The following is a 23,775-nucleotide window of genomic DNA, read 5'->3' as shown; positions in this document are numbered from 1 at the left end:
TCCGGTGAACATTTTCATTCACGACGATTTCCTGCTGCGCTCCGGGACCGCCCGGCGCCTCTACCACGACTACGCCGCGAACGCGCCGGTCATCGACTACCATTGCCATCTCGACCCCGCGGATCTGGCCGCCGACCGGCAATACGCTAACATCGGCCAGTTGTGGGTGACCGGTGATCCCTACAAACACCGCGCGATGCGCATCGCCGGCGTGCCGGAGTGCGACATCACCGGCGACGCCAGTGATCGCGTGAAGTTCGATCGCTGGGCCGCGACGGTGCCAATGACGCTGGGCAATCCGCTGCATCATTGGACGGCGCTTGAGCTGAAGCGGTTCTTCGACATCGATGAGCCGTTGACCCCGGCCACGGCCGATCGCGCCTGGCAGGTTTGCAACGAGCGTTTGGCTGATGGCCGGTATTCCGCGCGTGGCCTGCTCGCGCAGGCGCGGGTGGAATGCGTCTGCACGTCGGACCGCCTGTTGGACGATCTTGCCCCGCACATCGCACTCGCCGGCGCCGGAGGCGGGCTGCGCGTGCTGCCTTCCCTGCGCGCGGATGATGTCGTGGCGGTGGACTCACCGGACTTCGCCGCCTGGGTGCGGCAATTGGCCGTCGCCACCGGCGAGGGAGTTGCGGACTACGCCAGCTACTGCGCCGCGGTCGGGCGCCGCCTCGACGAGTTCTCCCTCGCAGGCTGCCGGCTCTCCGATCACGGCTTGGACGAGTTCTTCCACGTCAAAGTGAGCGAGACGGAAGTCGCGGAGCTGTTCTCCTATCGCCTGCGCGGAGAAATGCTGACGCCGGCGGAGAGCGCGAAGCTGCGTTTCGGTCTCCTGCGTTTTCTCGGCCGGGAATACGCGCGCCGCGGCTGGGTCATGCAGCTCCACGTCGGCGCGCACCGTCGCACCAGCTCACGGTTGCGGCGGCTCGCGGGGCCCGCGGGCGGTTATGCGGGCATCGGGAGACAGTGCAACGTGGCGGCGTTGTCGTCGTGGCTCGACGAGTTGGAAGAGCTGGGCGGGATGCCGCGCACGATCATCTATCCGCTGAATCCGGCCGACTTCGTTCCGGTTGCCGTGCTGGCTGGTTCGTTCGTCGAGGATGGCGTGCCCGGCAAACTGCAACTGGGGCCGGCTTGGTGGTTCAACGATCACGCGTCCGGTATGCGCGCGCAGTTCGACGCGATCGCCAACTACGGGCTGCTCGCGGTCAGCATGGGCATGACGACCGACGCGCGCTGTCCGCTGTCGATGCGGCGACAGGAATATTTCCGTCGCATCTTTTGCGACTGGCTGGGGGAGCAGGTGCAAGGCGGCGCGGTCCCCGCCAATTTCGATGAACTTGGCGCGCTGGTGCGCGCGGTGGCCGGGGGCAATGCGCGCCGATTCCTTTCGCTCTAATCATGTCAAATTCCGGTTCTTCCTTTTTTACGAACAAGGTCGCGGTGATCACCGGCGCGGGCGGCACATTGTGCTCCGCCATCGCCCATGAACTCGCCCAACAGGGCGCCCGCGTCGCGTTGCTGGGCCGCACGGCGGCGAGTCTCGAGCGCGCGGCGCAGGGGATTCGCGCGGCCGGCGGCACGGCGCTGGTTGTTCCGTGCGACGTCACGAATCGGGAGGAGGTCGAGCAGGCCCGCAGCGCGATCAGTCGGGAACTCGGGGAGTGCCATCTGTTGATCAACGGCGCCGGCGGCAACCAGCCCGATGCGGTCACGACATTGACGGAGTTTGCGGCGAGTGAATTGACGAACCACCGGACACCCGGCGAACGCGGTTTCTTCGACCTCGACCTGGCGCGTTTCGAGGATGTCGTGCGCGTCAATACTCTGGGCACGGTGATTCCGAGCCAGGTGTTCGGCCGCGAGATGGCGCAGCTCGGCCGCGGCTCGATCCTGAATTTCGCCTCGATGAACAGCTACCGGCCGCTCACGCGCGTGCCGGCCTACGCCATGGCGAAAGCGGGCATCGTGAACTTCACGCAGTGGCTCGCGGTTTATCTCGCGCCGGCCGGCGTTCGCGTGAACGCCGTCGCGCCGGGCTTTTTCGTCAACGAGCGCAGTCAGAAGATTCTGATGAAACCGGAGGGCGGTCTCACGGCGCGCGGGCAGAGTGTGATGGCGCACACGGCGCTGAAACGCTTCGGCGAGGCGCACGACCTGCTAGGCGCGGTGTGCTGGCTGCTCGACGATCAGCGCGCGGCATTCGTGACCGGCATCACGGTGTCGGTGGACGGCGGCTTTCTCGCGTCGTCCGGGGTGTGAGGAGAACCGGGCCATGGGCGAGCGATCACTGAGCCGCTTCCCTTTCGGGGAAATTCTCCGCGAGCCACGCCGCGCCCCGGATTTGTTTCCGGCTCTCGGTCCGGTGGCGGACTCGCCGTCCCACACGGTGCCGGTGCTCTGCAAGGCGATCCGTGTCCTCGAAGCGGTGGCGCAGAGCCCGGCCGACGCCACGACGAAAAGCTTGGCGGCGACGCTGCGAATCTCGCCGACCACGTGTTATCGCATTTTGAAATCGTTTGTTGCGGCGGGCTGGTTGCGACCGCGCGCCGGCGGGGCCTTCGAGATTTCCGTCGGCCTCGTGCCGCTCTTCCGGCCGCTGTTGCGTCACGAGATCCTGTTGGGCGCTGTGCGCGAGCCGATCACCGCACTGGTGGGCGAGACCGGTTTGACCGCGAAGCTCACGGTTCGGCAAGGCGACCAGGCGGTCACGATCCATGCGACGCAGTCGCCGCAGGCTGGCGCGATCGCGTCGCGGGTGGGGGCGGCCGTCTCGCTCGCGATCGGTTCCAGTGGGGCGACTTTCCTGGGCGCGTGTCCGGACACCGAGGTGAATCGCGTGCTGTCCGCAGCCCCGCCCGAAGTGTGGCGGCTGCAGCGACGGGCGGACGTGCTGCAGCGTATTCGCGAGGCGAGACGCGCGGGCGTTTGTTTTGACCACGGTTCGTATCGCGCGCAGTTGCACACCTTGTCGGCGCCGTTGTTCGGGGCCGCGGGAGAGACTGTCGCAGTGCTGACGCTCCTCGGTTCGCCGCTGCAATTGGATTCGGCGGTGCGTTCGGCGCTGGTGCGCGAGCTGAGGCAGACCGCAGAGAACTGTTCGCAGGCGGCAAGATTGGATCTGCCGCAGCCCCCACACGGCGCCGTCATCGGCGCGCGCTGATTTTCTCGCGACTCGCTGCGGCGGTCCGCGATGCGTTCTCCGGATCAGGATTCTGTCTTCGTCCCTCGCTGTTACTCGAGGCGACGCACAGTCCTTCGACTGGTAACCGCGTGGTCCCGTTTGCTTGCGTGCGTGTGTCCGGGCGGATGGAGCGCGTATCAAGCGGCGACAAATGTTGTCAAGTGGGACCATAGACGCGTGCCGCCGTAATCCTGTAGATTCTACTGCATAATTGGCGCGTCCCCTGTTTTTCGCCCCACGTCAACCCCAGCCAAATAGCTCAGCCCGTGGCGTCCCCCGTTCTCTTCGGAGCCCGAGCGCTCGATCTCTGCTTTCCCCTGTCGATTCTAACCCCCGCAGAAACCCCATGAACATTGCCACTCGTTTGTTTGGTTCGCCTGTTGATCCGCTTGGTCGGTTCTCAGTTCGCCCGCGTTTGCTTTTCGTCTCCCTGTCGCTCGCGCTGCCCGCATTGGTCGCCGCGCAATCTACGTCGGGCGCCAGTGCGTCGACAGCTCCCGCGGACAGCGAGGTCGTCAGCCTCAGTCCGTTTGTCGTGAACACCTCGCGAGACATCGGCTACCAGACGAACGAAACTTTGTCTGCCAGCCGCACCAGCACTTCGTTGAAGGATTTGGCGAACCCCGTGGATATTTTCACGAAGGAGCTGATGGATGATCTCGGCATCAAGGACATCCAGGACCTCACGCTCTTCGCGACGGGCGTCGCGCCGAACGCGGTGGGCGATTTGAATTCGGCCGGTGAAGAGCGCGAAATCTGGAATCAGAATTACATGCAGATTCGCGGTTTCAAGACGGGCACCGCGACGCGCAACTTCATGGAACTCCAATCCGTTTTCGACGCCTACAACTCTGAGCGCGTCGAATTCAGCAAGGGACCCAACTCGATCCTCTTCGGCACGGGCAACCCGGGTGGATCGACGAACTATTCGACGAAAACCCCGGGCTTCCACAAGGACGCGCGCACGGTGCAATGGGGCACGGATCAGGAAGGCACGGTGCGCCTCACGGGCGACTTCAATCAAGTGCTCGTGCCGGACAAATTGGCGGTGCGGCTCAATCTTCTGCACCAGGAGCGTGAGTTCTATCGCAAGCCAGGTTATCACGACGAGCGGGCCGGCCATCTGGTCGTGAGCTACAAGCCGTTCAAGAAAACGACCATCACGCTCGGCCATGAGAATCGGAAAGTGACGCGCGCCACGCCGCGCGGTGCGTATCCGACGGACGCCGTGACTCCCTATCTGCAAGCGGGGGCGCCGCTGGTCACCGCCGTGGCGGCAACCGGCAGCAACGGCCAGATCAACGGCGTGCCGACCAACGTGAACCTCACGACGCTCGGCATGCGCATCTACGGCGCGATTTACGTCTACGATGCGACGGCGGGCGCCCGCAACGGCACCCGCACAGCCACCGGCGCCAATTACCAGATCAACGGCTCGCCCGTCGCTTCGCTCGATCCCGAAGCGATCGGCTTCCGCCGCGACTATGCGGTCACCGGCCCGAACGGCCTCGCCGATGTCAAATGGGAGATCACCGAAGCCGATGTCACGCACCAGTTCGGTGAGAATCTGAACGTGAACTTCGCCTTTGCCCGTTCCAATTCGCTGAAGCGAATCGTCAATGCGGTGGATAACACGTTGAAGGTCGACCCGAACTCCTTCGGCGTAAACGGGCACCCGCGCGAATACTACATCGATATCAATCCGTTCTGGATCAATCTCGACAACGAGATCACGGACTATCGCGCGACGGCGGCTTACGACCTCGATCTCACTCGCTACAACCGCTGGCTTGGCCGCCATCAAATCGCGGGCATGGCCGAGCGTAACGAGCGCTACGAGATTTGGGATCACGGCCGGCTGACCTTGGTTTCATCTCCCACCGGTCCGAACGCCAATCTCATCGCCACGGCCTCGCGTTTCTATCTGCGCCAATACCTGAATCCCGCGGCCGGCGTCTACAGCGCCCCGGACCTGCGCGATTTCATTTATTCGAATCAGTCGATCAACTCCAACGGCTACGTCGCCGAATTCCGCCGCTCCACGGCCTTCGCGAGCAAGAAGGACCTCACGCAGCAGGATTCGCTCCTCGGCGTCGTGCACAGCAAATGGTGGGACGGCCGCATCGTGACGACCGTCGGCGTGCGCAAGGACGATCGTGATTTCTGGACCGCGGCGTTTCAGGATGCGGGCGAGCGCAAGCCCGTGAACCTGATCACGGGCGCTCCGGCGGGCAGCTCCGATCCCGCGCACGCGGCCTTGCCCGACGTGCCGACCCAATCGCTCTCGACCATCTCGCGCAACTACGGCGGCGTGCTGCATGTGAACAAATGGCTGAGCCTGAGCTACAGCTACGCGACGAATGTGTCGCCCGGCACGGAGAGCAATGGCTTCTTCGGTCAACGCGTTCCGCACTCGACCGGTGAGTCGCGCGATATCGGCGTGCGTGTCAGCCTCTGGGATGGTCGCTTGACCGGCTCGCTGCTGACGTATGTCACCAAGGAGGTCGGCTCCATCATCAACGGCACGACGATCAACGTGCCGCAGACCGGAATCGACGGCATCGAGGACATCCTGCTCGAACGCGGCATCACCACCGTGAACCCGATCCAGACGGGCGGGGCGTGGACCACTTCGGATCGCGAAGCGAAAGGCGAGGAGTTGCTCATCGTCGGCCAGATCACGCCGGCGTGGACGGTGCGGCTCTCCGCCACCCGCAATGCCAATCGCCTCACCAACATCGCGCCGGAGGTGAAAGCGTTCTTCGCCAGCCGCGAGGCGCTTTATGAACAGCACAGCGCCTTGCTGCCGGTGAGCGGCGTCGGCGACTCCATCGGCCAGCGGCTGAACGAAGTGCGCACGTCCTTCGCGTTGCTCGCCACGCGCGAGAACGTCCAGCAGTTTCCCTCGAGCGAATACGACGCGCGCCTGACGACCAAGTATGCGTTCGGCACCAAGCATTGGAAGGCACTCAAAGGCTTCACCGCGGGCGGCAACTATCGTTGGGCGAGCGCGCCGATCATCGGCTACTACAAGAACGCGAACAACACCTTCGACGTGAACCGCTCCTACCGCGGCGAGGAGGATCACAAGGTCGACCTCTTCTTCACCTACGAGCGCAAGCTCACGAAAGACATCCGCTGGAAGATCCAACTCAACGTCGACAACCTCTTCGATGAAACCGACCCCTACGCGGTGGGCGCGATCAACGACATCGACGGCCCCGGTTTCAAGTGGGTGGTTTATCGCATGCGTCCGGTCGACGGTCGCATGGTGCGGCTGACCAACACGCTCAGTTTCTAAAAGACACGAAGCGATTTTCGATCATCTCGCGATTCGCGGGCGGCGGCATTGTAGCAATGCTTCCGAGCCGTCCGGGGGGACCCTGCGTCGCGTGCGTTGGAGAGATCCACGTGCGCGGCGCAGGGAATAGCGGTATCGGCTATTCCTTGCCGGGCGTCGGTGTGAAACTCAGCGCGTGGCGACTAACATGCGTGCGTTGGTGAACGCGAGGTCGACTGTTCCCCGACGGGTGACCTGCCGGTGCCGCGACCATGTTCGCGCGCGAGAGAAGCGCTGCGCAGCCGGACGGTCTCGGCACTTCCGTCTGGATTTGCGGCGAAGGCCGGCTCAAGCCCGAGACCAGGCCGGCGCCATTTCAGCGAGAGTTTTCCCGCTCGCGTAGGCGGCGCGAAAATCGTCCTCGATCCCGGCGATGGCGATTTGCTCGTCGCCACCGGACAGGGCGGTCCGTTGCACTGACGCGGGGTTGACGTTTCGGATCGCTGCCGTGGTTTGGATCAGCTCGACGAGGCGCACGTGCTCCGTGGCGCACTCGAGACCGCAGATCGGCGTGCGAGCATCCGACAGGCGAGCGATGACGCGATCGAACATCACCGGGCGCGTGACATTCGCGGCCGGCAGCGGGATGTGCCGAGTGTTCGCCTGAACCGTGATTCTCACGCTCTCGTTGTTCGTCCACTCAGCGGTGCCGTGTTCGCCGACGAGCAGGAGTTGCTGCGGCAGTTCCGCCGCGCAGCTGTGCGTCGTGTAGCATTTGACGGCCACGCCGGTGTCGGTCTGCGCGTGGATCACGGCGGTGTCGAAATTCTCGATGGGCTGCGCGCGGAAAAGATCGGCCTGCATGTGACGCACGCGCGCGGAGCGGGCGGGGGCCGCGCCGGCGAAGAAGAGGGCGAGGTTGACGAAATGGGCGAAGGCATTGTTCACCGGCGAGTCGTGCACGGGCGTGCCGTGGCTCGTAATCCTCCCGGCCCAGTTGTTGCGGCGGTAGTAGCTCAGCGGACGCGCCCGCGCCGCGAGGATGCGGATTTCGCGCAGGCGGCCGAGTTCACCGGCGAGGAGGGCGGCTTTGAGGACTTCGTTTGCCGGTTGGTAGATGTCCTGAAAACCGACGGCGACGAACCGGCCGCTGCGTCGCTCGGCCTCGGCGATGGCGGCGGCCTCGCCGAGGGTCGCCGTCAGCGGTTTTTCGACGAGGACGTTCGCGCCGGCGGCGAGCGCGTCGAGGGTCATCGGGGCGTGACACGAGATCGGCGTCGGCAGGCAACACAGATCAAGTCGACCGGCTTGCGCGCGGAGCATCGTCGCAAAGTCGGTGTAGATTTCGCAACCGTTCGCGGCGAGCGTGCGCAGCAGCTCGGGATGATTCGGCGCATCGACGGCCACGCAGGCGGCGAGGACGATGGCTCCCGCAGCGTGCAGGCGCTGCAGTTCCTGAAGATGAATCACGCCATAGCCGGAAACACCGACTAGGGCGACGCGTGGACGGGAGGCGATGGGCGGCGACTCAGGCATTGGTGGCGCCGGCGCGTTGATCGAGTTCGGTTTTCATGGTGCGGACCCGGGCGTCGGTGAGGGGGTAGCGGATGGCGAGGTAGAGGCTGATGGCGAGCAGCACCGCGGGCACGCCGGCGAAGATCAGGCGCAGTGTCATGAGCGCTTCGGGGGTTTGCGCGCCGCCCTTGGCGACGTCGAAGCCGGAGAAATCGAGCACGAATCCGGACACGAGAATCGCTACGGTGAGGACCGTCTTCTCAAACCAGTTGGCCACTGCGGCATACATGCCTTCCCGGCGCACTCCGCTCTGGTGCTCGTCGTAGTCGGCGACGTCGGCCTTCATCGGATCGACCAGCACCCAGAAGCCCGAGAAACTCGGCGACAGCAGCAGCATCGAGACGTATTGCAGTTCGGGGATCTCGCGGCTGTAGCAGAAATATTTGCTGATCGAGGCGAGGATGCCGCAAGCGATGCACCAGCGCACGACGCGGAGTTTGCCGTGTCGCGTGGCGAGGCGGGATACGATCGGGACGGCGATCATACCGGCCACCGCGTAGAGCGTCTGGGATTTCGCGTGCAGCATCGCGCCCGCGACAGTGTCGCCGGCGAACACGTAGTAGCTGTTCACGTAGACGCCGAGCTGCGCGACCAGGTTCGTGCCGACGAGCATGCCCAGCACGATGCCGACGAGGTAGAGGAATGGCCGGTTGTGCAGCGTCTCCCGCATGCTCGCACGGAGCGGGATCTTGGCTTGGGCGGCGGCGCGCTTGGCGTAGCGCTCGCGGGTGAACAGCACAGTCGGGATCGCGAGCACGATGAACAATGCGCCGATGATCAGCCCGAGTGTGCGCATGCCGGCGATGGTGCTTTCGAACACGGGCAGTTGCGCCACCGAGAAGACCCACGGGACGATGAAGAACGTGAGCTTCGAGACGATGGCGCGCACCGCCGTGACGCGAACGCGCTCGTTCGAGTCGGTGCTCATCTCATAGCCGAGCGTGAGGTAAGGCACGCCGTAAACGGCGAACGCCGTGAAAAAAAGCAGCGCGGTGACCAGGAAATAGCCGAACGCCCAGTTCGCGCTCCAGCTGAGGGGAACGAACCAGAGCAGAGGAAAGGTGAGCGCGCAGAGGAGCGCGCCGACCGCAACGAACGGTCGCCGCCGTCCCCAGCGCGAGCGATAGTTGTCGCTCATCGATCCCACGACGGGGTCCATGAACGCGTCCCAGAGGCGTCCGATTCCGAGCACGACACCCACCAGCGTCGGACTCATGCCGAGCGTGATGTTGTAGATCGGGTAGGCGATCGTGTTGAGGCCCGACGCACCGAAGTTGAACGGGAGCGTCCCGCTCGCGAAACCGATCCGCTCCAGCCAGGTCGTCTGCTCTTTGGGGGGCGTGGCGGCGGGCGGCGGCGGAGGCGTCATGAAGCGGGATGTCCGGGAGGGTGGTGGTGTCGTTTGTCGCGGAGCGCAGTGCTCCGGCCGGCGGGTGGGCGCCGGCCGGTCGCGTTGCTCACGTGAGTTCGTGCAGGCGCTGGCAGCCCGGACGGAGCGGCGCGAGCGTCGCAATGTCCACGGCCTGGCCGGTCGCGATGGAGATGTTCGCTGCCGCGCCGATGAGAATCGAAGCCGCGCCCTGTTCGTGGCCCGCGTTGCGATGGAGGAGATCGGGCGGAGGTTGCGCGCTGAACATCTGCTCCTGCAGCAGCGTATCGCTGCCACAATGATTGCCCGGCACCGCGGGCACGGTGAATTCCTCCGGCGCCTGGAAAAGCCGCTGCACCGTGCCGCGCATGACGTGTTCGCCCTCGGACTTGATGTCTTTGTCGCCGGTCATGATGTGCGAGGCGTGATCTTCGGTGTATTCGATGCGACCGGCGTCGCCCGTGATCGAGACGCGGTAACCCTCGTTCGGGCAAAAGGCGTTGAGCGAATACGTCACCATTTCTCCCGTGCGGTATTTGATCAGCACGCTCATCGAATCCTCGATGTCGATGTCGTCGCGAAACACGTTTTGGTCGCGGATGTAGCCGTTGTCCGGTTCGGCGTCCAAATAGAGAGCCTTCAGGGTCGGGTCCTGGTCGAGGTGCAGGCTGAACGGATCGGCTTTCGCGCCGGCGGAACCGGTGTAGCGAGGATAGGCGGTCAGGCCCTGCTGCCCGCGCGCGAGCGCGTTCCATTTGCCATAGAAAACGAGATCGCCGAACGCGAAGACGCGGGCCGGGATGGCATCGAGCATCCAGTTGATCAGGTCGAAGTGATGGGTGGATTTATGCAGCAGCAACCCGCCGGAGTATTCCTTCCGGCTGTGCCAGCGGCGGAAGTAATCGGCGCCGTGCGAGGTGTTCAGGCGGTATTCGAAATCGATGTGCTTGATGCGGCCGACGGCTCCCTCTGCGATGAGCTGGCGCACTTTCGTGATGCCCGGAGTCCAGCGGTAGTTGAACGTCGTGCGGACGCTCTTGCCGGTCCGCGCGATCGCGGCGGCGATTTCGTTGTATTTGGGCGCGTCGATCGTGAGCGGCTTTTCGGAGATGACATCCGCGCCCGCTTCGAGCGACTTCACGATGAAGATATGATGGAGGTAGTCCGGCGTGCACACGACCACGACGTCGGGCTTCTGCTCGCGCAGCATGAGATCGAAGTCCGCGTAGGTGGGAACGGGCGCGATGCCGTAGGCCTGGCTGAGGCGCTGCTGATGATAAGTCCGCCGCGTTTCACTGGTGTCGCACAGGCCCACGAGAGCGCAGACGTCCGAATAACGCTCCACGATCGGATCGATGAACGTGGTGATGCGGCTGCCGGTGCCGACGACGGCAAATTTTTTCTTGGTCATGATCGAATAGCTTGAGGGTTGAAAAGGGATCGCCTCGCGCCGCCCGCGGCTCGGACGCTGACGCCCGCGGGTCGGACCTGGGCGAGGACGCGGTGACCGGTTGCTGCGCGGTAGCGCGGCGTGCCGGGCCGCCGTCAGCTAGCGACGGGGAACGGACGCGTGAGGCGCGACGCGGAGTCGCGGTCGAGAAAGATGAAGGCGGCTGGGTGCGTCCGCACGGCCGAGGCCGGGCAGGCGGTGGCCAGCGGGCCTTCCAGCGCGCCGCGCACGGCGTCGGCTTTCCGCAGATCCGGCACGGAGCAAACCCAGTGCCGCGCGCGCAGCAGCGCGGAGCACGTGACGGTCAGCGCATAGCGCGGCACACTGGCGAGGTCCGGAAAATGTTTCTCGTTCACCTGTTGCATGCGGCAGGCCTGATCGAGTTCGACCTGCTTGACCGTGAGCGGGTCGTTGAAGTCGGCGACCGGCGGATCGTTGAAGGCAATGTGGCCGTTCTCGCCAAAGCCGACGAAGGCGAGGTCGATGGGCGCGGCGTCGAGCAGCTGCGCATAGCGCCGGGCTTCCTCGTGCGGATCGGCAGCATTGCCGTTGAGATATTCGACGGAGCGAAACGGTGCGCGATCGGCGTAGCGGGTCTTGATCCAGCGCCGGAAGCTCGCCGAGTGATTCGCGGGGATGCCGACGTATTCGTCGAGGTGGAAGGCCTCGACCTTGTCCCACGCGAGGTCCGCGGCCATGAGGCGCGCGGCGAGTTCGATTTGGGAGTTGCCCGTCGCGAGCAGGACGCGGGCGCGGCCGTGCGTGGCGATGGCGCGGGTGAGGATTTCCGCGGCCTTCGCCGCGGCGGCTTGACCGAGTTCCGCCGCACTGGCGCGGACGTCGACATTCAGGGGGGCGGAGGCGTTGCGGTCAGTCGGGTTCCGAGACATGGCGACAACGCTTGGGAAACAAATCCGGCAGGCAAGGAGCAGGAGCTGCGAAAATATCCAATAGGGGAATATCTTCGAAGTGACATTCGACCGCGGCGCCTGAATACGCTGGGACCATGAACGACGCACGTCTTGCACCGGATGCGACGACCGAGCCGCGTGGTTTTTTCGATCTGCAGGTCAACGGATTCGGCGGGGTCGATTTCCAGCGCGACGAGCTGACGGCAGCCGAGCTCGGTGTCGCGGTTAAACGCCTGCGGCAGTTCCGCACGTCGCGGATTCTTCTGACGCTCATCACGGACGACGTGGAGCGGATGTGCCGCAAGCTGGAGCGCATCGAGCGATGGTGCCGCGCCGACCCGACGGTTGCGGAGACCATCGTCGGGTATCATCTCGAGGGCCCGTGGTTGCGGCCGGAGCCTGGTTTTTGCGGTGCGCACGATCCGCGACGGATGTGCGATCCTACAGTGCGCGACCTCGAACGCCTGCTGGCGGCGGGGGGGGGCCGCGTGCGGCTCGTGACCTTGGCGCCGGAGTTGCCAGGCGCGACGGAAACGATCGCCCACGCCGTGCAGCGGGGCGTGCGTGTGTCGGCGGGACACACGGATGCGGACGATCGTGATATCGACCGCGCGATCGCGGCCGGCCTCAGCCTTTGCACCCACGTGGGCAACGGGGTGCCGGCCCAGCTGCATCGACACGACAACATCATCCAGCGCTTGCTCGCCCGCGACGAGCTCACCGCCATTTTCATACCCGATGGAATCCATGTGCCGCGCGCGGTCTTGAAGAATTTCGTGCGCGCGAAACCGCGGGACAAAGTCTGGTTCACGACCGATTGCATGGCCGCCGCGGGCGCCGGCCCCGGTCGCTACACGCTCGGCGCGCTGACTACGGAAGTGGGCGCCGACGGCATCGTCCGGCAGCCCGGGCAAGCGTCCGCGTTCGCCGGCTCCTCGCTGACGATGGATGCGGCCTATCGCAACGTGCGGGAATTTCTGGGGTGGTCGGAGGCGGAGGCGATGGCGGCCTGCTCGACGCGCGTGGCGGAGGCGCTGGGGTTATAGCCAACCCGCAGGTGTGCGGCCGCGCGGCGGAATTGCTCTTTCACTCGCGGTGGCGGTGCGCAGTATCACGCCGTCATGGCGAAAAAGAACGGAGGCGTCCGAAATCCCGATCGCACGCGGCGACGATTGCTTGCCGCGGCGATTCGTTTGTTCGCGCGTCAGGGTTACGACGGCGTCTCGGTCGATCAGATCGTCGCGGCGGCCAAGGCGAACAAGCGCATGGTCTATCACTATTTTGGCGACAAGACCGGCATCTACCGCGCCGCGTTCGACGACGTGTATCGCCGGCTGGAAAAGCTGGAGTTCCACGCGGTCGAGTCCGGGGCCACGCCGACAGCGCGCCTCACGAAACTGTTGGCAGCCTATTTCGATTTTCTCGACGCCAATCCCGAGTTCGTGCGCTTGCTCCTCTGGGAAAATCTGGCGAAAGGGCGGCAGCTCGCGGCGCGCCGAAAGGTGCTGGATAAAAATCCGTTCCTGCAGCGATTTCGCGCGATCACGGAGGATGGCATCGCGCGCGGAGAATTTCGGGCGGAGCTCGATGTGACGCATCTGCTGATCAACCTGATCGGCCTTTGCTTCATCTATCACTCCAACCGGTTCTCGCTGTCGCAAAGTCTCGCCGTCGATCTCGACGATCCCAAGGTGAAGCAGGCGGCGCTGCGTCAGGTGCTCGCGCTCGTCTTCTCCGGCATCGCGAAGCGTTGAGGCGGCGCCGCCGGGACCGCGGCTAGGCGAGCCAGCGCGTCAAGTTCGCGGCCACGAATGCATCGTCCACGAGCCACGGATAAGCTGCGGCGACGCGCGAGATTTCATCGGCCTGTCCGGTGGAGAGTTGTTCGTGCGGATCGAGACACGCCGTGGAAACCAGCAGGCCCTGACGGCGCAGCACCTCGTGAATGCCGGGAATGCAGCCGGCAAAACCGTTCGCCGCGTCGAAGATCGTCGCGTTTGCGTCGGTCAGCTGAGCGTTCCTCGTGTTCCAGTCCGCTGCCTGCTCCGCACGGGTGCGGTCGCTCTTGATTCGCTCGAGGAGCGCCACCGCGCGCTCCGTCCACACGCCCCATTGCCCAAGCAAGCCGCCGGAGATGAAGCGCGGTCCGTGGCCGAAATCGAAGCGCGTGAGCAGGTCGGCGATGATGTTGTCGTCGTTGCCCGTGTAGAGTGCGACGTCGTGACGTCCCGCCGCGCTGACGGCACGCACGACATCAATCGTGCCGTAGCGGTTGAACGGCGCGATCTTGATCGCGACCAGTTCGGGAATCTCGGCGAACTCGCACCAGAAACGGTAGGAAAACCGCCGGCCGCCGACCGCGGGCTGCAGATAGAAGCCGATCAGCGGAATGTGGCGTGCGACCACCCGGCAGTGTTCGAGGATTTCGCCTTCGGGCGCGGCGTTCCACGCACCGAGGCTGAGGAGCCCGGCGTGATAGCCGTGCGCGCGGGCCGTGGTCGCTTCGGCGACGGCTTGGGCCGTTTTTCCGCAGAGGCCGGCGATAAGCGCGCAGCGTTTCGCGCGATCGGAACCCCACGCGCGGGCCGTCGTGGCTGCGAGGCGCAACACTGGCTCGTAGAGTCCGTGCGCGGCATCGCGGATCGCGAATTGCGTCGAGTGCACGCCGACGGCGAGGCCGCCCACGCCAGCATCGAGGTAGTAGCGGACCAGCGCGCGCTCGTGCCGCTCGTCCCATTTGCGGTCGGCGGTCAGCGCCAGCGGCAGGGCGGGGATGACGTGTCCTTCGAGGAGATGCGCGCGGAGGGCGGATGCGTTTTTGATCTGCATGGTCAGAATTTTCCTTCGCGATTTTCAAAACCGGTGGGCTTGCCCCACGTGACATGGTCCGCGCGCACCCAACTCGCGACCCAGTGGATCATCTGCTCGGTGGAAACGGTGGGGCGGCCGAAGAGGCGATGGGAGAGGGAAGCGTTGTTCAGCCACGCGGTGGCCGCAGGCTCGCCTTGGAAGTTGACCGGACGCTCCAGCAGGCGACCGAACGACTCGGCGAGCGCGCGAACGCTCAGGATCTCCGGGCCGGTGAGGTTGAGCGGTCGGGCCGGGCACGCCGAAAGATCGAGGCATTGGATGGCGTGCGCGATGGCGTCGCTTTGCCAGATGACGTTGCAGTATCCCATGCGGAGATCGACCGGCTCGCTGCGCGCCACCTTGAGCGCGATATCGAGCAGCAACCCGTAACGAAATTCCACGGAGTAGTTCAGCCGCACGAGCGTGGCGTGACAGCCAGGCGTTTCGAGAAACGCGCGCTCCCGGCCGGCGCAGGAAGCGGCGTAGTCGCCCACCGGCGCGAGCGGCGTGGCCTCCGTGGCGCCGCCGCTGGCCGGCGTGACGAACGGGTAGACGCAACCGGTCGAAAACGCGACGAGGCGCGACGTGGCGAAGCGGCGCGCCACTTTGCGCGGCATCTCGACGTTCATCTGTTGCAGCAGTTCCGGCGACGTCGCCGTGCCGAATTTCACGCCCGCGAGGAAAAAGACGGACGGCGCGTCCGGCAGCGTGCGCAGGAACGCCTCGTCGTGGAGGTCGCCCGCGATGGTCTCGACGCCGAACGCGTGGAAGTCCTCCCGATCGCGCAGGCTCGTGAAGCGCGACACCGCAATCACCGGATCAGTGCGGCCCAGGCTCCGCAAGGCGGTGCGCAGCATCGCGCAGAGGTGCAACCCCATCTTGCCGCCGGCGCCGAGCGCGAGGAACGGGCCGCGCTGGTGCGCGAGGCAGCGGAGCACGGTGTCGGCCGGCTGGCTGAGGAACGCGTCGATCGCTTCCGGCGCGCAGGGGAGGTTCGCGGGCGCGTTGCGTCCGGTGGCCGCGGTTTTCATAAAGTAACCACTCGGTTACTAGTTGCTTTTTGCGACGCAAGCGGAAACGCTGCGCCTCGTCCCGCATGAACGACCCCCGCCGCTGTGCGCTGCCTGAAACTTGCGATGCGTTGCTCGCGCAGATGGTCGCGCACCCGACGGTGAATCCGCACTTCGGCGGCTCGGTCGGGGGGCAGGCCGCGCTGGTCGACTACCTGCGGCACGTGGCGGTCGCGTGGGGCCTGGACGCGCGATTGTGTCCGGTTGAAGGAGGAGAAGCGAATCTGGTCCTCACCTGCGAGGTGGAGGCGGGCGCGCCCTGGCGGCTGTTCGAGAGCCACCTCGATACGGTCGGCACCGAGGGCATGACGATCGATCCGTTCCGCCTGGCGTTCCGCGACGGACGGCTCCACGGGCGCGGAGCGTGCGACACGAAGGGATCAGGGGCCGCGATGTTGTGGGCGTTGCGCGACTACGCGCCGGCCCGATCACCGCCGCAACGTTGCGGTCGTTTTCACGGTCGATGAGGAAGCGCGGATGTCCGGCGCCCGGGCCTTCGCGGAGGGAGCGCTGCGCGATTTTTTGCCGACGTTGGAAGGCATGGTCGTCGGCGAGCCGACACGGCTGCGTCCGGTGACCGCGCACAATGGCGTGGTGCGTTGGAAGACGAGCACGCGCGGCGTGGCGGCGCATTCCTCGGTGCCGGCGAAGGGGCGATCGGCGATCTCGGCCCTGCGGCCCGTGCTCGCCGCGCTCGAGGACGATTACGCGCGGACCGCCGAAAAATCCCACGCGCTGACGGGCAATGCCGCCTTCAGTGTGAATGTCATTCGCGGCGGATCGCAGGTGAACGTGATTCCCGACCGCTGCGAAATCGAATGTGACCGTCGCCTCGTGCCGGGAGAGCCAGTGCGCGAAGTGCTGGCGGAGCGCGATCGATGCCTTGCCGGCTTTGCGGTCGAGCATTCCGACCTTTACGTTGTTCCGCCGCTCGACGATGCCCGGCCGCCCCAGTTTCTCGGCGATCTCCAGCAAGTGCTGGCGGCGCATGGGCAAGATCCAGCGCTGCAGGGAGCCGCTTACGTGACGAACGCGAGCCACTACTCCGCGGCAGGCGCTCCAGTGATCGTGCTGGGGCCCGGAGATATCGCCCAAGCTCACACCGCGGATGAGTGGATTGGGAACGATCAGCTGATGCTGGCAGTCGACATCTATCGGAACCTGATGACGCGATGAGTTTATCTGAGAGCACAACGGCCGCGATTCGGACGGTGCAGGCGCGTCGCGGCCAACGAGGAACGGATGCCAGCGGTGCAAGGCTGTGCGCAGAATCGCGGTTGCCGACGAAGTGCGACGGTCCCACACCGTCGCCCATGTGGATGCGATTCGTCTCTGCGATCCTGGGCTGCGTCGTGTCGCTATTCCTCGCGTCTCCGACCGGGGTCGCGGGTGAGCCGTCGGTGCTGCCGGATCTCTCCTACCGGGAGCGGGCGAGTGAGATGAAGGACGGAGATCGTTGCCGGCTCGATTTGTATCTGCCGGAGAAGGGCGCGAATTTCCCCGTGCTCGTGTGGCTGCATGGCGGCGGGTTGACCGGAGGGAGCAAGAGCACGGACACTGGCCGACAGGCGGCTCGCCGTCTGGCCGAGGGAGGCATGGCCGTCGCGATGGTCGAATATCGATTCAATCCGTCGGTCAGTTTTCCTGCCTACGTGGATGATGTCGCGGCGGCGATCGCTTGGGTGCGGGCGAACATTGCGCAACACGGCGGCAATCCGCAGCGCGTGGTGCTCGGCGGTCATTCGGCCGGCGCTTACCTCGCTCTGATGGTGGCGCTCGACGAGCAATATCTCCGCGCGCATGGCCTCGATGCGCGCGCTCTGGTCGGGCTGGTGGCGTTGAGCGGGCAAACCAGCACCCATTTCACGGTGCGGGAAGAACGCCGCCTGGGCGCGCGGCTCGTGGTCGACGACGCGGCCCCGTTGTTCCATGTCGGACGCCGCCCGTTTCCGTTTCTCCTGCTCACTGCGGGCGAAGACTTGCCGTTGCGCGTCGAGGAAAACCGCTTGCTGGCGGCCGCGCTGCGGGAAGCGGGTTCGGCGGTCGAGGAGCGGGTCTTCGAAGGACGGTCACACGGCACGATCTTCTCGCGGATCGGCACGAAGGACGATGCGGTCGCCGCGATGATCATCCGGTTCGTGCAAAACGCCGGACCCCAGGCGGAGGCGCCCTGAGTGCCGCCGTTCGCCGTTTTTAATCGCAGGCAGTGGCCGCTGGAGGGCTGCGCTTCCGCTGATCACCCCACCGAATTTTCCTTCGCTCCATGAATCTACGAACTCTCCTGGCCGGCCTGACGCGGCCGTCCCGTTTCGCCGTCGCGGCCCTGGCCTGGCTTTGTGCGAGCGGCACCCTTTGCGCTGGCACCGGCGACGAGCCGCGGGCCGTGCCCACGTTCCAGTGTGTCGGTCTCTACTGGCGCACGCCGGAGGGAGACGCGACTCGTGAATGCCGGGTGCGCTACCGCGAGACCGGCACCGAGACGTGGCAGGCGGCGCTGCCGCTCTGGTTCGATCCGCACGAGCACGCGTCCGCTCCCGAACGCAGTCGCGAATACCGCGGCAGCATCGTGGGGCTCAAGTCCGGCACGAGCTACGAAGTCGAACTGGCTCTCGCGAGCGGCACGGCGCAGCAGCTGCGCTTCACGACGTGGAGCGATCAGCCGAAGATCGCACGCGTCGTGACGTTGCCGGAGAAGATCGAGGGCATCTACACGATCCGCGAAGGCGGTTCCGCGGTGGAAGGCTATGTGGTCTACGCGCCGGCGCCGGGCCGCACGGTCGAGATCGACGGTCGCGGGGTCGATGATGTGAACGTCCGCGTGGAGGCTTCACACGTCATTGTTCGCGGACTGGTTCTTCGCAACGCCCGACGGCACGGCATCGATCTGGGTGCCGTGAGCGATGTCATCATCGAGCACTGCGACATCTCCGGCTGGGGTGAGGATATCGAGGACGGCTTCGGACGGGATTTCGACTCGGCCATCTACCACCGCACGGAAGACGGCGAGCCGCGGACCTTGCGTCGCGTCGTGATTCAGCACAACCGGCTGCATCACCCACGGTCGAACTCGAATTCGTGGCTGCAGGCGCGTCCGACCAACCGCAACAGCCGCCATCCGATGGGGCCGCAAGGCATCACGTTCGTCAACGGCGACGGCGAAATCGTCGTGCGGCACAACCGCATCTACTCGGACTTCGAACACATGTTCAACGACGCCATGGGTGAGTTCCACAACTTCGGCTACACGGGTTTTCCGGGACGCGATTCCGATGTCTACGGCAACCGCGTGTCGCATTGCTGGGACGACGGACTCGAGATTGAAGGGGCCAACATGAACGTGCGCGTCTGGGCCAACGTGATCGATTGGACGTTCGACGGCATCGGCGGCGCGGCGACGGCGCTCGGTCCCTGCTACATTTTCCGCAACGTCTACCTGCACTCGCGCCGCGGGCCGGGGGACAGTGAGACGGCGCTTCGCGGGCAATATTTCCTCAAGCTCGGCTCCGATCCGAAGCGCGCCCTCACGGCGCGCGGTCGCATGTATGTATTTCACAACACCGTGCTCCAACCGCGTGACGCGAACGGAAAGCCGGCCGGGGCCGAGCGCGGACTCTACCTGACCTCGAAGGAAAAACATCAGACGAACATCGTCAGTCGGAATAACCTGCTCTGGTTGCGCGACGAGAAGGGCGCCGCCGTGTTCGACGGGCAGAAATCCCCGGAGAACGATTTCGATCACGATCTTCTCAACGGTTCCGTTTCGGCCGCGCCGGGCAGCGAGGCACACGGCATTGTGGCGACGCCGGTGCTCGGCGCTCCGCTCGACGTGCGCCGCGCGTGGTCGATGACGCTGCAGCCGGGCACGCCGGGTCACGACGCGGGCGTGCCGTTGCCGAACTTCAACGAGGGTTTCTCGGGAGCGGCGCCCGACATCGGCGCGTTCGAAGCGGGGCGCGGGTTGTCCGCCGATTTTCCCGCGGCCACGAGTGAGGCGACGGATACGACCACGGCGGTGGGCGTCACGGTGCGACCGGAAGTTGCCTTTCTCGCGGCTGATCGCGCTGAACGACTCGACGTGTATCTGCCGGGCGGATGGACGGCGGAAGCAAAACTGCCGACAATGGTGTGGATTCACGGCGGCGGCTGGACCGGCGGCGACAAGGCCGCGGCGCGCGATCGCAACGTCTGTCACGCGCTGGCGGCGGGCGGCTACGTCACCGTGAGCATCAACTACCGCCTCGGCGCCGGCGCGTGGCCGCAGAATCTCGAGGACGTGAAGAACGCGGTGCGCTACGTGCGCGCTCACGCCGCGCAACTCGGCGTCGACCCCGCGCGCATTGCGCTCGGCGGCGGTTCGGCCGGCGGGCATCTGGCGTTGATGGCCGCCTACACGGCGGACGCCGACAAATGGGAACCCGCGCAACCGTGGCCCGGCGTGTCGAGCCGCGTGGCGTGCGTGGTCGATCTCTATGGGATTACTGACGTGCGCGCCTGGCTGGCCGCGCCCGCGGAACAAGCGAAGGCGAACCGCTCCCGCACCAACCACGCGGTGTTCGCCGCGGTGGGATCAGCGGTGCCGCCCGACGTTTCTCCGCTCGCCCACGTGACTGCGAGTTCACCGCCGACGCTGATCCTGCACGGGCGCGCCGACCGCACGGTCGACGCCGCGCAATCCGTCGCGCTCGCCGAGGCTCTGCAGGCCCGCGGCGTGCCGCACGAGTTGCTGCTGCTCGACGGCGTGGGCCACACGTTCGATTTCGATGGCTGGAATCATCGACCGTTGCCGCAGGACGTGCGTCCCGTGGTGTTCGGTTTCCTGAGCCGGCATCTTTCGCAGCGCTGAGCCGCGGGCGGGTCGGGGCGCGGGTCGCTCGAGCACTCGCGGGGCCCCGCGGGCGAAGCGCAGTTGACCTCGACACGAGCGTCTGCCGCGATGGCCGGGCCTCGGCGCGATGCCGAGCGCGCCACGCGTTATTCTTCCTCATGCAATTCCCCGAGAATCGCGCGCCCGGCGCGCGCGAAACATGCAACGAATTGCGCAGGTCGGCGGTTGGAGGATTGCACCGGTGAAGACCATATGACCGCGACGCTCACGCAGTCACTGCGAGCGTCGCGCCGCTTCCCGGCGCACCCCTGATCACCGCAAAGCCCCCCAATGAAAACCCCCTCCGCACTCCGCTCCGCGCTGCCGCGTCTCCTGATCGCGACAGGGTTTGCCGCCACTTTGGTTCAGCCGGCGTTGGCTCAGAGCACTTCCGCGACCACTCCCTCCGGTTCGGACGACACCGTCGTGCTCAGTCCGTTCGTCGTGAACACCTCGAAGGACGTCGGCTACGTGGCCAACACCACGCTCTCCGGCACCCGCACCAACACCGACCTAAAGGACGTCGCGAATCCGCTCGACGTTTTCACAAGCGAGTTGATGCGCGACCTTTCGATCCAGGACATCCAGGACCTCACGCTCTTCGCCAACGGCGTCGAACCCAACGGCGCCGGCGGGTTCAACAGCGACGGTCAGGAGCGCGAAGTTTGGAACTACAACTACATGCAGATTCGCGGATTCAAGACCGGCGTCTTGACCCGCAATTTCATGGACCTGAACGCGCAGTTCGAAGCCTACAATTCCGAGCGCGTCGAATTTTCGAAAGGCCCCAACGCGATCCTCGCTGGCTCGGGCAATCCCGGCGGCACGGTGAACTACGCGACCAAGACGCCGCGCCTGCAGAAATCCAGCTACGCGGTGGAACATCGCACCAGCGATCTGGGCAATCAGCGCGTGTCGACGGATCTCAACCAGGTGCTCGTCGCCAACAAACTCGCGATTCGCTTGAATGCTCTCTGGGAAGATGAGGAATCCTACCGCCACCCGAGCTACGAAAAGCAGGAGGCGTGGCACCTTACCGGGTCGTGGCAGCCGTGGCGGGGCACGACGCTCACGGCCGGTTACGAGGACCGTGACTCCAAGCGCGCCAGTCCGCGCGGCATCTTTGCGCGCGACCGCGTGACCGCGTGGAAAAACGCCGGTTCGCCCATCGTGACGGCGGTGCCGTCGAACAACAACGTGGTCGTGGCGGGCCTCAGCGGCACGCGCGCCGCCAGCACGCTCGGCATGGCCACGCTGAACGGCACCAATTGGGTGCTCGATTCCGATGGTGTGATCCGCAACACCGTGCGCACCGCGCGCGGTGACGTCATCAGCGTCAACACCGTCAATCTCGATACTGCCGCGACGAGCCTCGATTTCCCGCGCGACGTCTGGATCGGCGGCGCCAACGGCATCAACGACAGCCGCTGGAAAATCGCCGAGGCCAACCTCACTCAGCAGATCACGCCCGATCTCTTCCTCGAGGTCGCCTACGGTGACACGGACAATCGCGTCCGCCAGGGCAACAGCGTCAGCCGCGAACTCTACGTCGATCCGAACAGCTTCGGCGACAACACGCACCCCGGCCAGCTCTACGCGGAGACGCGCCCGTTCTGGATCGACCGCGGCATCTACATTAATCACTTCCGCACCACCGCTTCCTACAACCTCGACCTCACGAAGCGCAGCAAATGGCTCGGCAAGCACTCCTTCGCCGCCGCCTACGAGCACAACGAGCGCGAAGAGTGGCAGGACAACGGTCGTCTGACGCTCACGCAAACGCCGACGGGCCCGGTCACGGGCAGCATGCAGAGCGCGCCCGCCTTCAACATTCGCGACTACATCGACATCGATCGCGGCATCATCAGCCAGCGCGACCTGCGCGATCTCTACTATTCCGATGGCATCGAGCAGGGCGGCTACGTCGCGCGCTTCGTCCGTCGCGAGAGCTATGCCGCGGTCCACACGCTCACGAAGCAGAATTCGATGCTCGGCGTCTGGCAGAGCCGCTGGCTGGAGGATCGCATCGTCGGCACCATCGGTCTGCGCGAGGATCGTCGCGCCGAGGCCGTGGCCCCGATGGTGCTCGACGCCACGGGCATCTGGGTGCCGCAGACGCTGGTGGCCGGCACACCGGCGGGCAGCACGCATCCGCGTTACGCCGCGTTCACCGCTGCGCCGAAATACGACAGCGGCATCTCGCGCAACTACGGCGTCGTCGGACACGCCACGCGCTGGCTGAGCTTCGCCTACAACCACGCGACGAATTTCTCGCCTCGCGTCGAGAGCCGCGGCCTGTTCGGCGATTACCTCGAGCCGTCGACAGGCGAGTCCAACGACTACAGCATGCGCCTGTCGCTCCTCGACGACCGCGTTTCGGTCACGCTTACCCACTATGAGACGAGCGAGATCGGCTCCGCCACCAACGGCACGGGCATCAACTCGCCTGTCACGGCGATGAGCGAAATCGAGGACATCCTCGTCGACAACGGCCTCTCCACCGTCAACCCGATCGTCGGTGTCTGGACGACTGCCGACCGCACCGCGAAGGGCGAGGAACTCCTCATCGTCGGCAATCCGACCCCGAATTGGACGTTCCGTCTTTCCGCCAACCGCCTGGTCAACCGCCAGCAGAATCTCGCGCCCGATGTGCGCGCCTACTACGCCGAGCGGATGCCGTTCTACGAGGCGCAGAATCCGGCTCTCATTTCCCCGGGCGAGACGCTCACGCTTGGCGATCGCATCACGCAGGCGAAGACCGCCTACGGCCTGATGAACACGCGCGAAAACGTGCAGGTGTTCCCGGCCAGCGAATACAACGCGCAGGCGACGGCGAAATACAGCTTCGGACGCGAGAGCCGCTTCAAGGGCTTGGCGCTCGGCGGCACCACGAGCTGGAACAGCGCTCCGATCATCGGCTACTACCGCAATGCCAACAACACGTTCGACGCCGCGCGTCCCGTGGAAGGCGCCGACCGCCTGCGCCTCGACTTCGTGGCGTCCTACGAGCGCCGCCTGGCGAAGCGCGTGCTCTGGCGGGTGCAGCTCAACGTCTACAACGTCTTCGACAACGACGACCCGTATCCGATCGGCGCCGTGAATTCCGCCGACAATGCGAACTTCACGTGGGTGAACACGACATATCGTCCGATGGACGGCCGGATCATCACGCTCACCAACACGTTCACGTTTTGATCGCACCGCGGCTTCGCCCGCGCT

The 23,775-nt window shown here is 65.5% G+C and carries 16 protein-coding genes; 10 read left to right on the top strand and 6 right to left on the bottom strand.

The features are described 5' to 3' along the window. The first annotated feature begins 4 nt into the window (after positions 1-4). From uxaC to HZA32_17120, 4 genes are all read left to right on the top strand, one after another. Complete coding sequence (uxaC, locus tag HZA32_17135; protein ID MBI5425803.1) at positions 5-1,402, top strand: glucuronate isomerase; 1,398 nt, start codon at positions 5-7, stop codon at positions 1,400-1,402. Positions 1,403-1,404: 2 nt separating this feature from the next. Then, entirely contained in the window at positions 1,405-2,265 is an 861-nt protein-coding gene (locus tag HZA32_17130) for an SDR family oxidoreductase (protein MBI5425802.1), read from the top strand. A 13-nt stretch (positions 2,266-2,278) separates the two neighbouring features. Continuing rightward, positions 2,279-3,166 (top strand): MarR family transcriptional regulator, encoded by an 888-nt coding sequence (locus HZA32_17125; protein MBI5425801.1) that lies wholly within the window; start codon positions 2,279-2,281, stop codon positions 3,164-3,166. A 436-nt stretch (positions 3,167-3,602) separates the two neighbouring features. Next, positions 3,603-6,488 carry a hypothetical protein gene (locus HZA32_17120; protein ID MBI5425800.1) on the top strand — a complete coding sequence of 962 codons (2,886 nt, stop codon included), beginning with the start codon at positions 3,603-3,605 and terminating at the stop codon, positions 6,486-6,488. Between the two features lie 327 nt (positions 6,489-6,815). On the opposite strand, the gene HZA32_17115 is transcribed toward HZA32_17120, so the two are convergent. From HZA32_17115 to HZA32_17100, 4 genes are all read right to left on the bottom strand, one after another. Beyond that, positions 6,816-8,003: a Gfo/Idh/MocA family oxidoreductase gene (locus HZA32_17115; GenBank protein ID MBI5425799.1), complete on the bottom strand. Its 1,188-nt coding sequence runs from the start codon at positions 8,001-8,003 to the stop codon at positions 6,816-6,818. Next, positions 7,996-9,411 carry an MFS transporter gene (locus HZA32_17110; protein ID MBI5425798.1) on the bottom strand — a complete coding sequence of 472 codons (1,416 nt, stop codon included), beginning with the start codon at positions 9,409-9,411 and terminating at the stop codon, positions 7,996-7,998. The genes HZA32_17115 and HZA32_17110 overlap by 8 nt, the downstream gene beginning before the upstream one ends. An 88-nt stretch (positions 9,412-9,499) precedes the next feature. Further along, positions 9,500-10,822, bottom strand: coding sequence for a Gfo/Idh/MocA family oxidoreductase (locus tag HZA32_17105; GenBank protein MBI5425797.1), 1,323 nt, complete (start codon positions 10,820-10,822; stop codon positions 9,500-9,502). A gap of 134 nt (positions 10,823-10,956) precedes the next feature. After that, complete coding sequence (locus HZA32_17100; protein ID MBI5425796.1) at positions 10,957-11,751, bottom strand: glucosamine-6-phosphate deaminase; 795 nt, start codon at positions 11,749-11,751, stop codon at positions 10,957-10,959. Positions 11,752-11,867: 116 nt separating this feature from the next. Between HZA32_17100 and HZA32_17095 the strand changes: the two genes are divergently transcribed. Further along, positions 11,868-12,818 (top strand): N-acetylglucosamine-6-phosphate deacetylase, encoded by a 951-nt coding sequence (locus tag HZA32_17095; protein MBI5425795.1) that lies wholly within the window; start codon positions 11,868-11,870, stop codon positions 12,816-12,818. Positions 12,819-12,893: 75 nt separating this feature from the next. Then, complete coding sequence (locus HZA32_17090; GenBank protein MBI5425794.1) at positions 12,894-13,526, top strand: TetR family transcriptional regulator; 633 nt, start codon at positions 12,894-12,896, stop codon at positions 13,524-13,526. 22 nt (positions 13,527-13,548) lie between these two features. On the opposite strand, the gene HZA32_17085 is transcribed toward HZA32_17090, so the two are convergent. Beyond that, positions 13,549-14,601 carry a dihydrodipicolinate synthase family protein gene (locus HZA32_17085; protein ID MBI5425793.1) on the bottom strand — a complete coding sequence of 351 codons (1,053 nt, stop codon included), beginning with the start codon at positions 14,599-14,601 and terminating at the stop codon, positions 13,549-13,551. A 2-nt stretch (positions 14,602-14,603) separates the two neighbouring features. Continuing rightward, positions 14,604-15,653, bottom strand: a complete 1,050-nt coding sequence (locus HZA32_17080) for an NAD-dependent epimerase/dehydratase family protein (GenBank protein ID MBI5425792.1) — start codon at positions 15,651-15,653, stop codon at positions 14,604-14,606. A 354-nt stretch (positions 15,654-16,007) separates the two neighbouring features. Between HZA32_17080 and HZA32_17075 the strand changes: the two genes are divergently transcribed. The 4 genes from HZA32_17075 to HZA32_17060 all read left to right on the top strand — a co-directional run bounded on the left by HZA32_17075 (position 16,008) and on the right by HZA32_17060 (position 23,751). Further along, positions 16,008-16,868, top strand: a complete 861-nt coding sequence (locus HZA32_17075; protein MBI5425791.1) for a M20/M25/M40 family metallo-hydrolase — start codon at positions 16,008-16,010, stop codon at positions 16,866-16,868. A gap of 143 nt (positions 16,869-17,011) precedes the next feature. Continuing rightward, positions 17,012-17,866: an alpha/beta hydrolase gene (locus tag HZA32_17070; GenBank protein ID MBI5425790.1), complete on the top strand. Its 855-nt coding sequence runs from the start codon at positions 17,012-17,014 to the stop codon at positions 17,864-17,866. Positions 17,867-17,955: 89 nt separating this feature from the next. After that, positions 17,956-20,535: an alpha/beta hydrolase fold domain-containing protein gene (locus tag HZA32_17065; GenBank protein MBI5425789.1), complete on the top strand. Its 2,580-nt coding sequence runs from the start codon at positions 17,956-17,958 to the stop codon at positions 20,533-20,535. A gap of 312 nt (positions 20,536-20,847) precedes the next feature. Continuing rightward, entirely contained in the window at positions 20,848-23,751 is a 2,904-nt protein-coding gene (locus tag HZA32_17060; protein ID MBI5425788.1) for a TonB-dependent receptor plug domain-containing protein, read from the top strand. The last annotated feature ends 24 nt before the right edge of the window (positions 23,752-23,775 follow it).

The sequence above is a fragment of the Opitutia bacterium genome (assembly GCA_016217545.1).
Classification (GTDB): domain Bacteria; phylum Verrucomicrobiota; class Verrucomicrobiia; order Opitutales; family Opitutaceae; genus Didemnitutus.
The sequence above is the reverse complement of the archived record's forward strand: the minus strand, read 5'-3'. Positions and strand labels throughout refer to the sequence as shown.